Source organism: Streptomyces sp. NPDC046859 (assembly GCF_040645135.1).
Taxonomy (GTDB): Bacteria; Actinomycetota; Actinomycetes; order Streptomycetales; family Streptomycetaceae; genus Streptomyces.
Genome location: NZ_JBEYXR010000010.1, coordinates 215,603 through 230,086 on the forward strand (window position 1 = coordinate 215,603; position 14,484 = coordinate 230,086).

At 67.9% G+C, this 14,484-nt stretch carries 9 protein-coding genes; 6 read left to right on the forward strand and 3 right to left on the reverse strand.

Translation table 11 applies throughout. The features are described 5' to 3' along the window. The first annotated feature begins 201 nt into the window (after window positions 1-201). Both acnA and ABZ899_RS17935 read left to right on the forward strand, forming a co-directional pair. The gene (gene acnA, locus ABZ899_RS17930) at window positions 202-2,919 is read left to right on the forward strand and encodes an aconitate hydratase AcnA (protein WP_361346654.1); all 2,718 of its coding nucleotides are present in this window, start codon (window positions 202-204) and stop codon (window positions 2,917-2,919) included. A gap of 406 nt (window positions 2,920-3,325) precedes the next feature. Beyond that, a complete protein-coding gene (locus ABZ899_RS17935) occupies window positions 3,326-3,451 on the forward strand; it encodes a DUF397 domain-containing protein (RefSeq protein ID WP_361346715.1) in 126 nt (41 codons plus the stop codon). Between the two features lie 268 nt (window positions 3,452-3,719). On the opposite strand, the gene ABZ899_RS17940 is transcribed toward ABZ899_RS17935, so the two are convergent. From ABZ899_RS17940 to ABZ899_RS17950, 3 genes are all read right to left on the reverse strand, one after another. After that, window positions 3,720-4,091: a hypothetical protein gene (locus ABZ899_RS17940; protein ID WP_361346657.1), complete on the reverse strand. Its 372-nt coding sequence runs from the start codon at window positions 4,089-4,091 to the stop codon at window positions 3,720-3,722. 97 nt (window positions 4,092-4,188) lie between these two features. Beyond that, the gene (locus ABZ899_RS17945) at window positions 4,189-5,046 is read right to left on the reverse strand and encodes a helix-turn-helix transcriptional regulator (protein WP_361346660.1); all 858 of its coding nucleotides are present in this window, start codon (window positions 5,044-5,046) and stop codon (window positions 4,189-4,191) included. A 419-nt stretch (window positions 5,047-5,465) separates the two neighbouring features. Then, window positions 5,466-9,206 carry a GH92 family glycosyl hydrolase gene (locus ABZ899_RS17950; RefSeq protein ID WP_361346718.1) on the reverse strand — a complete coding sequence of 1,247 codons (3,741 nt, stop codon included), beginning with the start codon at window positions 9,204-9,206 and terminating at the stop codon, window positions 5,466-5,468. Between the two features lie 414 nt (window positions 9,207-9,620). On the opposite strand from ABZ899_RS17950, the gene ngcE reads away from it, so the two are divergent. The 4 genes from ngcE (at window position 9,621) to ABZ899_RS17970 (ending at window position 14,453) form a co-directional block, all read left to right on the forward strand. Then, entirely contained in the window at window positions 9,621-11,075 is a 1,455-nt protein-coding gene (gene ngcE / locus ABZ899_RS17955) for an N-acetylglucosamine/diacetylchitobiose ABC transporter substrate-binding protein (RefSeq protein WP_361346663.1), read from the forward strand. A 100-nt stretch (window positions 11,076-11,175) separates the two neighbouring features. Further along, window positions 11,176-12,105, forward strand: a complete 930-nt coding sequence (locus tag ABZ899_RS17960; RefSeq protein ID WP_361346666.1) for a sugar ABC transporter permease — start codon at window positions 11,176-11,178, stop codon at window positions 12,103-12,105. An 18-nt stretch (window positions 12,106-12,123) separates the two neighbouring features. Then, window positions 12,124-13,059 (forward strand): carbohydrate ABC transporter permease, encoded by a 936-nt coding sequence (locus tag ABZ899_RS17965; RefSeq protein WP_361346668.1) that lies wholly within the window; start codon window positions 12,124-12,126, stop codon window positions 13,057-13,059. A gap of 194 nt (window positions 13,060-13,253) precedes the next feature. Then, complete coding sequence (locus ABZ899_RS17970; protein WP_361346721.1) at window positions 13,254-14,453, forward strand: ROK family transcriptional regulator; 1,200 nt, start codon at window positions 13,254-13,256, stop codon at window positions 14,451-14,453. The last annotated feature ends 31 nt before the right edge of the window (window positions 14,454-14,484 follow it).

A 14,484-nucleotide genomic window follows, 5' to 3' on the forward strand; every position in this document is an offset into this window, starting at 1 on the left:
GCACCCCAGGGCATGACCATCCGGGCCCCATGTACTAGAGTTATCTCGACATCGAGATATCTGCCGAGGTGCACCGCAGCCGCGCGGCGCGGCCGTCCTGCTGGTAAGGGTTACCTAACTTAGCCCTACCTTAGTGGATCGGCCGACAGGTCGTCGCGGCAGGATCGTGGTGGTACGCGCACATCAATGAAGGAGACTGTCGTGTCGGCGAACAGCTTCGACGCCCGCAGCACGCTGCAGGTGGGCGACGAGTCGTACGAGATCTTCCGGCTGGACAAGGTCGAGGGCTCCGCGCGCCTCCCTTACAGCCTGAAGGTGCTGCTGGAGAACCTCCTCCGCACCGAGGACGGCGCGAACATCACCGCCGACCACATCCGCGCCCTGGGCGGCTGGGACTCCCAGGCCCAGCCGTCGCAGGAGATCCAGTTCACGCCGGCCCGCGTGATCATGCAGGACTTCACCGGCGTGCCCTGTGTCGTGGACCTCGCGACCATGCGTGAGGCCGTCAAGGCCCTCGGTGGCGACCCGTCGAAGGTCAACCCGCTCTCGCCGGCCGAGATGGTCATCGACCACTCCGTCATCGCCGACAAGTTCGGCACGTCCGACGCCTTCAAGCAGAACGTCGACCTGGAGTACGGCCGCAACAAGGAGCGCTACCAGTTCCTGCGCTGGGGCCAGACCGCCTTCGACGACTTCAAGGTCGTCCCGCCGGGCACCGGCATCGTCCACCAGGTGAACATCGAGCACCTGGCCCGGACGATCATGGTCCGCGGCGGCCAGGCGTACCCCGACACCCTCGTCGGCACCGACTCGCACACCACCATGGTCAACGGCCTCGGCGTCCTCGGCTGGGGCGTCGGCGGCATCGAGGCCGAGGCCGCCATGCTCGGCCAGCCGGTCTCCATGCTGATCCCGCGCGTCGTCGGCTTCAAGCTGACCGGCGAGCTGCAGCCCGGCACCACCGCCACGGACCTCGTGCTCACCATCACCGAGATGCTCCGCAAGCACGGTGTGGTCGGCAAGTTCGTCGAGTTCTACGGCGAGGGCGTCGCCGCCACCTCCCTGGCCAACCGCGCCACCATCGGCAACATGTCGCCGGAGTTCGGCTCCACCGCCGCGATCTTCCCGATCGACGCCGAGACCATCAACTACCTGAAGCTGACCGGCCGCTCCGAGCAGCAGTTGGCGCTCGTCGAGGCCTACGCCAAGGAGCAGGGCCTCTGGCTGGACCCGAAGGCCGAGCCGGACTTCTCCGAGAAGCTGGAGCTCGACCTCTCCACGGTCGTCCCGTCCATCGCCGGCCCGAAGCGCCCGCAGGACCGCATCGTCCTCGCGAACGCCGCCGAGCAGTTCAAGCAGGACGTCCGCAACTACGTCACCGACGAGTACGAGGCCAGCAAGGAGTCCTTCCCCGGCTCCGACGCCCCGTCGACCATCCCGAACGGCGCCCCGTCCAACCCGGTCACCGTGACCGCCCCCGACGGCTCGACGTACGAGATCGACCACGGTGCCGTGACGGTCGCCGCCATCACCTCCTGCACCAACACCTCCAACCCCTACGTCATGGTCGCCGCCGCGCTCGTCGCGAAGAAGGCCGTGGAGAAGGGCCTGACCCGCAAGCCGTGGGTCAAGACCACCCTCGCCCCGGGTTCGAAGGTCGTCACCGACTACTTCGACAAGGCGGGCCTGACGCCGTACCTCGACAAGGTCGGCTTCAACCTCGTCGGCTACGGCTGCACCACCTGCATCGGCAACTCCGGCCCGCTGCCGGAGGAGGTCTCCAAGGCCGTCAACGACCACGACCTCGCGGTCACCTCGGTCCTCTCCGGCAACCGCAACTTCGAGGGCCGGATCAACCCCGACGTCAAGATGAACTACCTGGCGTCCCCGCCGCTGGTCGTCGCGTACGCCCTCGCGGGCTCCATGAAGGTGGACATCACCAAGGAGGCCCTGGGCGTCGACCAGGACGGCAACCCGGTCTACCTGAAGGACATCTGGCCCTCCGAGGCCGAGGTCAACGACGTCGTCGCCAACGCCATCGGCGAGGACATGTTCTCCAAGTCCTACCAGGACGTCTTCGCGGGCGACGCCCAGTGGCAGGCCCTGTCGATCCCGACCGGCGACACCTTCGAGTGGGACCCGGAGTCCACCTACGTCCGCAAGCCCCCCTACTTCGAGGGCATGCAGATGGAGCCCGCCCCGGTCACCGACATCACCGGTGCCCGCGTGCTCGCCAAGCTGGGCGACTCGGTCACCACCGACCACATCTCCCCGGCCGGCGCCATCAAGGCCGACACCCCGGCCGGCAAGTACCTCACGGAGCACGGCGTCGAGCGCCGCGACTTCAACAGCTACGGCTCCCGCCGCGGCAACCACGAGGTCATGATCCGCGGTACGTTCGCCAACATCCGCCTGCGCAACCAGATCGCGCCGGGCACCGAGGGCGGCTACACCCGCGACTTCACCCAGGACGGCGGTCCGGTGTCGTTCATCTACGACGCCTCCCGCAACTACATCGAGCAGGGCATCCCGCTGGCCATCCTGGCCGGCAAGGAGTACGGCTCCGGCTCGTCCCGCGACTGGGCCGCCAAGGGCACCGCGCTCCTCGGCGTCAAGGCCGTCATCGCCGAGTCGTACGAGCGCATCCACCGCTCGAACCTCATCGGCATGGGCGTCCTGCCGCTCCAGTTCCCGGAGGGCCACTCCGCCGCCACCCTCGGCCTGACCGGCGAGGAGACCTTCTCCTTCACCGGCGTCGAGGAGCTCAACAACGGCACCACGCCGCGCACGGTCAAGGTCACCACCGACACGGGCGTCGAGTTCGACGCGGTCGTCCGCATCGACACCCCCGGTGAGGCCGACTACTACCGCAACGGCGGCATCATGCAGTACGTCCTGCGCAGCCTGCTCCGCAAGTAGGCGACGCGCACGATCGGCATCGTCCAGGGCCGCACTCCTCATGTCGGGGTGCGGCCCTGTGGCGTCCCGGACGATCGGCAGCGTTCCCGGTGTCTGCCACCTGGCCGTAGAAGCAGGGAACTTGAGCCAACTCCGGCCGAAGTCGGTTCCCCACGCGGCCAAGTGGGGTACGCATGGACAGGTCGTCCGGTCAGTGGGAGACGTGTGTCATCGCCCGGGTGCCGCGTGCGGTCTCCCGGTACCGGCGTAGGGGGTTTGCCTGCGGTGGTGCACAACCGTCCACTAACATGGATGGGCACCATCCAGGCGCATCGGGGGGCAGGAGGCTGAGGTGGTGCATAAGGGGAAACCCTTGTGGCGCAAGAGCAGCTTATGCGGCAACGAGAACGAGTGCGTGGAGGTCGCCGTGGGGGAGGGCCGGGTGCTTGCGCGTGACTCCAAGAAGCCGGGACGCCCGCCGCTGAGCTTCGCAACCCCCGCCTGGGCGACCTTCCTCCGTGCATTGGCGCAGGGGGAGCTGGACGGCTTGTGACGTACCTGATCCGCCATCGGCAGTAGGTAGGGGGCCTCTATGGGTGCCGAGGCATCTGCAGTGCAGCATTCGGGGAAGGGCGGCCGGAAGTGGCCGGCGCTGAGAGGTGGAGTCGTCGCCTACTCGCTCGGCGCCGGGGCGGCGGCGACGCTGGCCGCTGCGCTCGCGTCCGTGCTCGTCGACAGCGTCCTGGCCAAGAGAATCCTGTGGATCGCGGTGGCGGTCGCCGTCGCGGTGGGGGCCGGGCTCTGGCAGGCCAACCGGCCGGCTATGGCGTCCCCACCTGGTTCTGATCGCCATCCGCAGGAGACGCGGTCTGGTTTCCCGCGTTAGCCGCAGCCTCCTGACGGCGCCTCAGCAATCGCTTGCGTATCCGGGCCACCACGGCGGTGACACCTGACGCGCCGACCAGCGTGGCGAGGGCCGTCCCGATCCGCGGCCACGGCAGCTCCAGTTTCCCCGCTTGGTGGACGACGAAGACGACGGTGCCCAGCAGCAGCGCGAGTGCGACGACCGCGAACACCGCGAGCCGGGTCACCAACTGGAGCTTCACATCGCCGCGGGCCCTCTCTATCGCTATGAGGTTCTGTGTCTGCGCCGGATCCTGTATCGCCTGCGCCTTGACGTCCTCGTCGTTCATACCGCCGCCGAGTGCGCTCTGCAGGCCCTGCCATATCGACCTGAAGACCACGTTTGGTCCTCCCCCTGGCTACACCACCAGAAATGGCACCGCGGTTCTAGCGGCTTCCGAGGTCTTGCTTGATACGAGTGATCAGGTCGAGTGACTCGGTGTCGCCGAGCGCCAGGTCCATGATCGTGTGGAAGCACTCCTGGTAGCGGGCCAGCAGCTCCAGGTCCTCGCCGCTGGTCATGCTGCCGGCGGCGTGCTCCAGGTACAGCAGATCGTCGTCGTCGGGAAAGCCGAGGAGCACGAAGCTGCCGAGTGTGCTGTAGTGCGCCCCCGCCTCGAACGGCAGAACGCGCAGGGTGATGTCGTCGCGCCCGCTCAGTTCCAGGAGGTGCTGCAGCTGCTCGTCGAGCACCGCGTCCCCGCCGATCCGGCGGCGTACGGCGGCCTCGTCCAGGACGACGGTGATCTCAGGGCCGGTGGACCCGAGCAGCCTTTCCCGCCGCTCCATCCGCAGGTCCACCACCCTCTTCATCCGCTGGGGTTTCAGACCTCGGGGGGCGAGAAGCGCCTCCGCATAGGCGCGGGTCTGCAGATGACCGGGCACGACGATGGGGTGGTAGCTCCGCATGGACGTCGCCGCACCCTGGTATCCCAGATACTGGGCGTACTGCGGGGTGACGACGTCGTGATACTTCGACCACCAGCTGGGGCCCTTGCTGCCCCGGGCCGCCTCGACCAGTTCGTCCACGGTGGACTGGTCGGTGACCTCGTACAGGCGCAGCAGCGCTCGCAGGTCGGACACGGAGACTCCGACGGTGCCGGTCTCCACACGGATGAGTTTCGATTGCGACCACTCGACAAGCTCGGCGGCCTCACGCTGAGTCAGGCCGGAGCGTTCGCGGGCACGCCGCAGGGCGAGACGCAGCTTGCGCCTGTTGAGGCTGGGGTCCACCGGGGATGTCATCGCCGCTCCTTCGACCGTGCGCCTACCCTGAAGCCGGTCGGCCATGCACAGAAAGTTCCTAGCAATCTGCTCTGTCCATTATGCAACTAGCCAAAAGGATAGAGCTGATTGACATGAGCGGAACGCACGCTGTGTCCAGGCGGTGCGGGCGGCGGCTGATGCGGTGTCAAGTGCACTGATGCCAGATCTCCTCACCCGTCACGAGAACGTTCCGGCGACCGCTCATGCTCCCGATGCCGGCGGTCCTTTCCCGTCGGTGGGTGCGAGGGCGCTCAAGGGGCGCACAAAATACCCAGGGGCTTGCGTGCGTGCGCCCCGCGCACTACGAGGGGGCCTTGGCAGACCAAGGGCCGCACAACACACGCGGGGTGCCGGTCCGGTCGGACCGACACCCCGCGTGCGTTCCCCTGAGACCCCGCTCAGCCGAGCAGTTCGACCTCCGCGAGGGTCGCCTCACCGGTGAGGACCAGGCGGTACTTCGCGTACGTGCCCGGCGACTTCACCGAGAAGGCCCGGGTCTGCCGGTCCCAGGTGAAGGTCTCTCCGGTGCGCTCGTCCAGGGTCCGCCACTCGGTGCCGTCCTTCGACGCCTGCAGCGTCCACCCGGTGGGTGCCTTCGTGCGGTCCGACGGCGACGTCAGGGTGTACTGCACGGCCTTGGCGGCCTTCGCCACCGGCAGGTCCACCGAGGTGACGGCCGCCTGCGTGGCGGACGTGTCGTCGAACAGCGCGCCCTCGCCCTTCACCAGGTCGGCGCGGGGCGTGGGCACCTTGTCGTCCTGGGTGATGGAGACGGGCGCCGCGTTCTTGCCGCTGCCCCACGAGGACGGCTTCGCGCCCATGTCGAACTCCAGGACACCGCCCTTCGCGATCACCGAGTGGGGGAGCGACGTCGACTTCCACGGCACGCCGTTGACCCGCAGGCCCTGGACGTACACGTTGCGGGCGCTGTTCCTCGGCGCCTTCACGACCAGCTTGCGGCCGTTCTCCAGGTGGACCGTCGCCTTCGTGAACAGGGGCGAGCCGATCGCGTACTCGCCGCTGCCCATCACCAGCGGGTAGAAGCCCAGCGCGGAGAACAGGTACCAGGCCGACTGCTCGCCGTTGTCCTCGTCGCCGTGGTAGCCCTGCCCGATCTCGCTGCCGACGTACAGCCGCGACAGCACCTCACGGACGTTCCGCTGCGTCTTCCAGGGCTGACCGGCCGCGTCGTACATGTAGTTCACGTGGTGCGCGACCTGGTTGGAGTGCCCGTACATGCCCATCCGGACGTCCCGCGCCTCCGTCATCTCGTGGATGACCCCGCCGTAGGAGCCGACGAAGTCGGGTGAGGCCGTCTCCGGGGTGGCGAAGTACGTGTCGAGCTTGTCCGCGAGACCGCCGCGGCCGCCGTAGAGGTTCGCGAGGCCCCGGCTGTCCTGGGGCGCCGTGAACGCGTAGCCCCAGCCGTTGGTCTCCGTGTAGTCGTGGCCCCACACGCGCGGGTCGTACTTCGAGGACTCGACCCGCCAGTCGCCCTTGGCGTCCCGGCCCTGGAAGAAGCCGGCCTTCGCGTCGAAGAGGTTGACGTAGTCCCGCGCGCGGTTCAGGAAGTACTCGGACTCCTCCTTGTACCGCTTGTCGCCCGTCTTCTTGTAGAGCGCCTGGCCCATCCTCGCGATGCCGTAGTCGTTGAGGTAGCCCTCCATCGCCCACGACAGGCCCTCGTGCGTCTCGGTGCTGGTGTAGCCGAGGAAGGGCGACGTCGTCATGCCCTTGCGGCCCACGCCGGACGACGGCGGTACGACGGTCGCGTTCTTCACGGCCGCGTCGTACGCCGCCTTTGCGTCGAAGCCGACGCCCTTGACGTACGCGTCCGCGAACGCCACGTCCGAGGAGGTGCCCGTCATCAGGTCCGCGTAGCCCGGCGAGGACCAGCGGGAGGTCCAGCCGCCGTCCTTGTACTGCTGCACGAAGCCGTCGACCATCTCGCCCGCCTGGCCCGGAGTGAGCAGCGAGTACGCCGGCCAGGTGGTGCGGTAGGTGTCCCAGAAGCCGTTGTTGACGTACACCTTGCCGTCGACGATCTTCGCGCCGGTGTGCGTCGGGGTGTCCGGGTTCGGCATCTTCGAGAACGGCGACGCGTACTGGTACTTCGAACCGACCTTCTCGAAGCCGGAGTTCGGGTACAGGTACAGCCGGTACAGGCTGGAGTACAGCGTGGTCAGCTGGTCCGGCGTCGCGCCCTCCACGGTCACCTTGCCGAGCAGCTTGTCCCACTGCCGCTGGGCGCGCGCCTTCACGGCCTCGAAGGAGGCGCCGTCGACCTCCTGGCGCAGGTTGTCCTCGGCCTGGTCGATGCTGATGAGGGACGTGGCGAGCCGCAGGGTCACGGTGCGGTCGTCCCCGGCGTCGAAGCGCAGGTGCCCCTTCACACCGCTGGAGGCCCCGTCGGTCACGGGCTTGTCGAAGGTGCCGTAGACGAAGAGGCGGGTCGCGCCCGTCGACAGCCCGGACTTCACGTCCGAGTAGCCGGTGACGACGCCGTTCTCCTTGTCGAGGGTCAGCCCCGCCTGGTCGGTGACGTTGTCGAACAGGACGCTCGCGTCGTCACCGGGGTAGGTGAAGCGCAGCACCGCCGCGTGGTCCGTCGGCGCCATCTCCGCCTTCAGCCCGTTCTCGAACCGCACCCCGTAGTAGTACGGCCGCGCGGTCTCTTTCTCGTGCTGGAAGGCGAGCGCGCGCGCCGAGCGCCCGGTGTCCGGGGTGCCGGAGGCGGCCGACGGCATCACCTGGAACGTCTGGCGGTCGCCCATCCAGGGGCTGGGCTCATGGCTGGCGCTGAACGCCTGGATCGTCGGCAGGTTGTCCGCGTTGTTGGCGCGGGCGTAGTCGTACAGCCAGCTCAGCGAGCCCGCGTTGGTCACCGGGGTCCAGAAGTTGAAGCCGTGCGGCACGGCGGCCGCCGGGAAGTTGTTGCCCCGGGAGAAGCCGCCGCTGGACAGGGTGCCGCGGGTGGTGAGCGCGTAGTCGGACAGGTGCGCCTTCGGCTTCTCGGGCGCGACCTCCTTCAGCGTCACGTCGTCCAGCCAGCCCCGGAACTTCGCCGGGCCCTTGGGGGAGTCGTACGCCACCAGGATCCGGTCGACGGTCTTGCCGCGCGCGACCGAGCCGATCCGGGAGGCGACGTGGTTCCACTGGTTGACGTACAGCACCTTGGCCTCGCCCTGACCGCGCGGCGAGAGGGGGAAGCCGTGCTGGTCGGCGGCGCCGAGGTCGCTGAGGTAGGTGCCGTCGGTGAAGGCCAGGTCGACGGAGACGTTCGTGGCGTCGTAGTCGCGGTCGCGGTCCGCCATCGCCGGGAAGACCCGGTAGGACAGCTGGGTGTCGCGGCCGACGGCCACGTCCACGTCGTAGACCTTGTTGTACGAGTAGCCGCGTCCGTCCGCCGTGTGCCGCCCCGCGTAGCGCAGGGCCCGCTTGCCGGTGAAGCCGGCGCCCGCCTTGGCGGTCGGCGAGCCGCTCGGGCCGCGGTCGACGAGGGAGAGCATGTCCTGCGGCACCGGGCCGTCGTCGCCGCCCGTGGAGAACTGGACGTCGGCCAGCTGCAGGACGCCGGAGGCGCCGTTGTTCCTGGTGATCTCCAGCCGGAAGTGCCGGTACTCGGCCGGTTCCGCGAGGTCGTACGTCTTGGTCTGGAACCGCTCGGAGAAGGTCTGATCCGAACGGGTGTCGACCGTCTTCCACTCCTTGCCGTCGGAGGAGCCCTTCAGGGTCCAGTCCCGCGGGTCGCGCTCGGCGAAGTCGTTCGCCGACGTGAGCGCGTACTTGGTGATCCTCGCCGGCTTGTCGAGGTCGAACTCCACCCATCCGGTGGCCTCGAACACCAGCCACTTGCTGCTGGGCTCGCCGTCGGCGAGGTTCTCCTTCACCTCGCCGGCTCCGGAGTTCTCCCCGTTCGCCCGTACGTCCGTGACGTGGTCGGTCACATTGCCCGGGATGCCGCTGCTGTACCCGCCGTCCACCCCGGACGCGCGTTTCGCGCCGCCGGGCCCGGTGTCGACGGTATTGAGCCAGTCGGGTGCCGGGTCGTCCGTCTCGAACGAGGACGCGAACTCCCGGTCGGCTGCCGCGGGGGCCTGGGGCAGGGCCACCGCGGCGCCCTGCGAGCCCACGGTCAAAGCGAAGGCGGTCGCCGACACGACCGCCGTACCCCATCTGTGCCGAGCTCTCTGCTGCTTCACCAGGTACCCTCCCTGCGCGCGGGACAACGTTGTCAGATTCGCTGCGCAAGGAACAGTAGTGGCTCAAGTAGCAGGCATTGTCAAGGGTGTTGAGTGTGCCGTTCGGGGCTTATGGAGTGGATTTTCCCGGCAAGCCTCGCACAGGCCCCGCATATTTCCGTGAGGTCTCAACTCGGAAAAGACCACCGGTGAACCTTGCATTCGATCTTGCTCCGCTGGCGGGAAGTGGACTATACCTGTCGGCACTTCACAAGATTCCGCACTTCCTGCACGACCCCAGCTTGACCCGATCGCGGTGCCGGGGAGGATCCGGTTCACCGCCTGAGTCCTGGAGAAGGCGAGGACTTGAGCATGGGATCCACTTCTGCCCAGAATCCCGAGAACGGTGGTACCACCGCGGGAGTCGGCCGCCGCGATCTGATCAAGCGGTCCGCCGCACTGGGTCTGATCTCCGTTCCGACCATGAGCTTCCTGTCCGCGTGCGCGAGCGGCGGCGGGGACGATTCCGGCAATGACTCCGAGGGCGAGACGTCCAAGTCGAACCCGTTCGGAGTGAAGGACGGCAGCAAGCTCGACGTCGTCATCTTCAAGGGCGGCTACGGCGACGACTACGCCAAGGCCTGGGAGGCCAGCTTCAAGAAGAAGTGGGGCGTCACCTCCGTCCACACCGGCACCCAGGAGATCACCGGCAAGCTCCAGCCCCGCTTCAACGCGGGCAACCCGCCGGACATCGTCGACGACTCCGGCGCCCAGCAGATCCCGATCGACGTGCTGTACAAGAACGGGCAACTCGTGGACCTCGCCGAGGTCCTGGACGCGCCGTCCGTGGACGACCCGAGCAAGAAGGTCCGCGACACCCTGATCCCGGGCACGCTCGACGCCGGCATGCAGGGCGGCAAGGTCGTCGCGCTGAACTACATCTACACGGTGTGGGGCCTGTGGTACTCCGGCAAGCTCTTCAAGGAGAAGGGCTGGACGGAGCCGAAGACCTGGGACGACTTCCTCGCCATCTGCAAGGAGGCCAAGGCCGACGGCATCGGCGGCCTCGCGCACCAGGGCAAGTACCCGTACTACATCAACGTGGCCATCATGGACCTCATCGCCAAGACCGGCGGTCTGGACGCCATGAAGGCGATCGACAACCTCGAACCCAACGCGTTCGTCGGCTCGGACGCGGCGACCGCCGCGATCGAGGCCGTCTACGAGGTCGTCGAGAAGGGCTATCTGATGCCCGGCACGAACGGCCTGACCCACACCGAGTCCCAGACCCGCTGGAACCAGTACAAGGCCGCCTTCATCACCAGCGGCTCCTGGCTGGAGAACGAGCAGCTGAAGACGACGCCGGACGACTTCGACATGAAGTTCCTGCCGATGCCGCTGCTGCCCGACAGCAAGCTGCCCTTCGAGGCCATCCGGGCCGGCTCCGGCGAGCCGTTCATCATCCCCTCCAAGGCCAAGAACCTCGCGGGCGCCAAGGAGTTCATGCGGATGATGCTGTCCAAGGAGTGGTCGACGCTGTTCGCCAAGGAGGCGAACTCGCTCACCATCCTCAAGGACGGCGTCGACCCCGGCGTCCAGCTGCGCCCCGGCACCCAGTCCACCGTCGAGGCGTCCAAGGCGGCGGGCAACAACACCTTCCGGTACCTCTACACCGAGTGGTACAGCGAGATGGGCACGGCCATCGAGAACGCCTCCAACGAGCTGATGGCCAAGCGCATCCAGCCCAAGGAGTGGCTGAAGCGGGCCCAGGCGGCCGTCGACAAGCAGGCCAAGGACCCGGAGTCCAAGAAGAACCGCCGGGACTAGTCGGATCGGGACCCCGTGGGGTGCGGGTGACGCGCGAGTCGCCCGCACCCCGCCGGGCGTCGCAGCAGCGCCGTCGGGAACACAGGGCAGGAAGACGCCAATGCGTAAAGGGCAGTACCGGTTCGTCGCGGGATTTCTGTTCGCTCCCGTGGCGCTCTACGTGACCTTTGTGATCTGGCCGTACATCCAGACGTTCGGGTACTCCCTGACCGACTGGAAGGGGCAGTCGCAGACCTTCGATTTCGTCGGGCTCGACAACTACAAGGCGTTGTTCCAGGACGACGTCTTCATGGGAGCCATCTGGCACAACATCCTGTTCCTGATCTTCATCCCGGTGATCACGATCCTGATCGCCCTGTTCTTCGCGTTCATGCTGAACGCGGGCGGACGCGGCAGGTCGGGAGGGGTCTCCGGGGTCGCCGGATCGAAGTACTACCGGGTCGTCTATTTCTTTCCGCAGGTGCTCTCACTGGCGATCATGGCGGTGCTCTTCGGGGCCGTCTACCGCAGTGACGGCGGCGGCATGCTCAACGGCCTCCTGATCAAACTGGGACTGGTCGACAAGAACAGCCCGGTCGAATGGCTCAACGAGCCGAACATCGTCCTGTGGGCCCTTCTGGTGGTCGTCGTCTGGCACGGCGTGGGCTTCTATCTCGTGCTGTTCTCCGCGGCCATGCAGTCCATTCCGAAGGACATCTACGAGGCGGCGCTCATCGACGGCGCCGGCCGTTCGCAGTCCTTCTTCCGTATCACGCTGCCGCTGCTGTGGGACTCCGTGCAGACCGCCTGGGTCTATCTCGGCATCGCCGCGATGGACATGTTCATCCTGGTCTCCACCATGACGTCCGGGGACTTCGGCGGCGGCCCCGACCACCACAGCGAGGTCATGGCGACCGTGATGATGCGGAACTTCCAGCTGTACGGGAGGAGCGGCTACGCCTGCGCGATGGGCGTCGTGATGCTCGTCCTCACCCTGATCGTGTCCGTGTTCACGCTGCGTGCCACCCGCCGCGAGCGCATCGAGTTCTGAGCGGGAGAGAAGACGACGATGAGCGCACCCCTCAAGGAGACCCCCGCGGCGAGCGGCACGGTCCCGGCCCAGTCCTCGGTCCGCACGAACCCGGTCCGCCCCGGCGACCAGCGCGGCGAAGGCGTCGTGCTGAACGTCTTCTCGCACGGCTTCCTCGCCCTGTGGGCGCTGCTGATCGTGCTGCCGCTGCTGTGGCTGGTGCTGAGCTCCTTCAAGACCGACGCCCAGATCGGCGGCTCGGCCTTCGGCTGGCCGCAGAACTGGTCGCTGGACGTCTTCGCCCGCGCCTGGGAGAAGGGCATCGGCGACTACTTCCTCAACACCGTCATCGTGCTGGTCTTCTCGGTGCCGCTGACGATGCTGTTCGGCTCGATGGCGGCGTACGTGCTGGCCCGCTACGAGTTCTGGGGCAACCGCTTCCTGTACTTCTTCTTCGTCGCGGGCGCGATGTTCCCGGTGTTCCTGGCGCTGGTGCCGCTGTTCTTCATGGTCCGGCGCCTGGACATGCTGAACACGTACCAGGGGCTGATCCTGGTGTACGTCGCCTACTCGATGCCGTTCACCGTGTTCTTCATGCACTCCTTCTTCCGGACGCTGCCCACGGCCGTCTTCGAGGCGGCGATCCTGGACGGGGCCTCGCACAGCCGGACGTTCTTCCAGGTGATGCTGCCGATGGCGAAGCCGGGTCTGCTCAGCGTCGGCATCTTCAACACCCTGGGCCAGTGGAACCAGTTCATCCTGCCGACGGTCCTCATGCAGCCGCAGAGCGGTGACGACCCCGAGCGCTACGTCCTCACCCAGGGGCTGATCCAGCTCCAGCAGCAGCAGGGGTACGCCTCCGACCTTCCGGTCCTCTTCGCCGGCGTGACCATCGCCATGATCCCGATGCTGGTCGTGTACCTGTCCTTCCAGCGGCAGGTACAGGCGGGTCTCACGTCCGCGACCTTGAAGTGAAGCACGGGTAGCGCTCCGGAGCCGAGCGTGCGCACGCCGTTCCCCGCCCAGGGAGCGGCGTGCGTCCCTGTGCCCCCGCACCCGGATCCGGCTCAACCTCTTGACGGGAGGCGACCCGAACGGCTCAGCTTAGAGTTCACTAGTTGGACACGAACGGGGCCTCACCGAAGCGGTCCCGCGCGCAGGAGGTCGTCGTGGAGACTCCGGGGTCGCAGTCGTCGCTGCACCGAGCCAACCTGGAACGGGTGGTCCGGGCCGTTCGGCTGGCCGGATCACTCACCCAGGCCGAGATCGCGAGGACCACGGGTCTGTCCGCGGCGACGGTCTCCAATATCGTCCGGGAGCTCAAGGACGGCGGAACGGTCGAGGTCACGCCCACGTCGGCGGGCGGACGCCGGGCCCGCAGCGTCTCCCTGAGCGGGGACGCCGGCATCGTCATCGGCGTTGACTTCGGTCACGCGCACCTGCGGGTGGCGGTGGGCAACCTCGCCCACCAGGTGCTGGCCGAGGAGTCCGAGCCGCTGGACGTGGACGCCTCCTCCGCCCAGGGCTTCGACCGTGCGGAGGAGCTGGTCAACCGGCTGATCGCGGCGACCGGCGTCGACCGCTCCAAGGTCGCCGGGGTGGGCCTCGGCGTGCCCGGCCCGATCGACGTCGAGTCCGGGACCCTGGGCTCGACGGCCATCCTGCCGGGCTGGACCGGCACCAAGCCCGCGGAGGAGCTGCGCGAGCGGCTCGGCGTGCCCGTGTACGTCGACAACGACGCCAACCTCGGCGCCCTGGGCGAGCTGGTCTGGGGCAGCGGGCGCGGGGTGCGGGACCTGGCGTACATCAAGGTCGCCAGCGGCGTCGGGGCCGGCCTGGTGATCGACGGCAAGATCTACCGGGGGCCCGGCGGCACCGCCGGTGAGATAGGGCACATCACCCTGGACGAGTCCGGCCCGGTCTGCCGCTGCGGCAACCGCGGCTGCCTGGAGACCTTCGCGGCCGCGCGCTACGTGCTCCCGCTGCTGCAGTCCAGTCACGGCACGGACCTGACCATGGAGGGCGTCGTACGCCTGGCCAGGGACGGGGATCCGGGCTGCCGCCGGGTGGTCGCCGACGTCGGCCGGCACATCGGCAGCGGTGTCGCCCAGCTCTGCAACCTCCTGAACCCGAGCCGGGTGGTCCTCGGGGGCGATCTGGCGGAGGCCGGTGAGCTGGTCCTGGGGCCCATCAGGGAGTCCGTGGGGCGCTATGCCATCCCCAGTGCCGCACGCCAACTGAGCGTCCTTCCAGGGGCTCTTGGAGGCCGTGCCGAGGTGCTCGGCGCTCTCGCCCTCGCGCTCAGCGAGATGGGCGATTCGACCCTTTTGGATAGCACTTTGCATGCGGCTGCCCCCGCCTTCACTTAGAGAACGGATGGCACCGTTGCCAACCCGTTAA

What these genes read in the sequence shown, in the direction of transcription:
- ABZ899_RS17940 (WP_361346657.1), bottom strand. Translation starts at nt 4,091, where the DNA reads ATGAACGACGAGGACGTCAAGGCGCAGGCGATACAGGATCCGGCGCAG.
- ABZ899_RS17945 (WP_361346660.1), bottom strand. Translation starts at nt 5,046, where the DNA reads ATGACATCCCCGGTGGACCCCAGCCTCAACAGGCGCAAGCTGCGTCTC.
- ngcE (WP_361346663.1), top strand. Translation starts at nt 9,621, where the DNA reads ATGGGATCCACTTCTGCCCAGAATCCCGAGAACGGTGGTACCACCGCG.
- ABZ899_RS17960 (WP_361346666.1), top strand. Translation starts at nt 11,176, where the DNA reads ATGCGTAAAGGGCAGTACCGGTTCGTCGCGGGATTTCTGTTCGCTCCC.
- ABZ899_RS17965 (WP_361346668.1), top strand. Translation starts at nt 12,124, where the DNA reads ATGAGCGCACCCCTCAAGGAGACCCCCGCGGCGAGCGGCACGGTCCCG.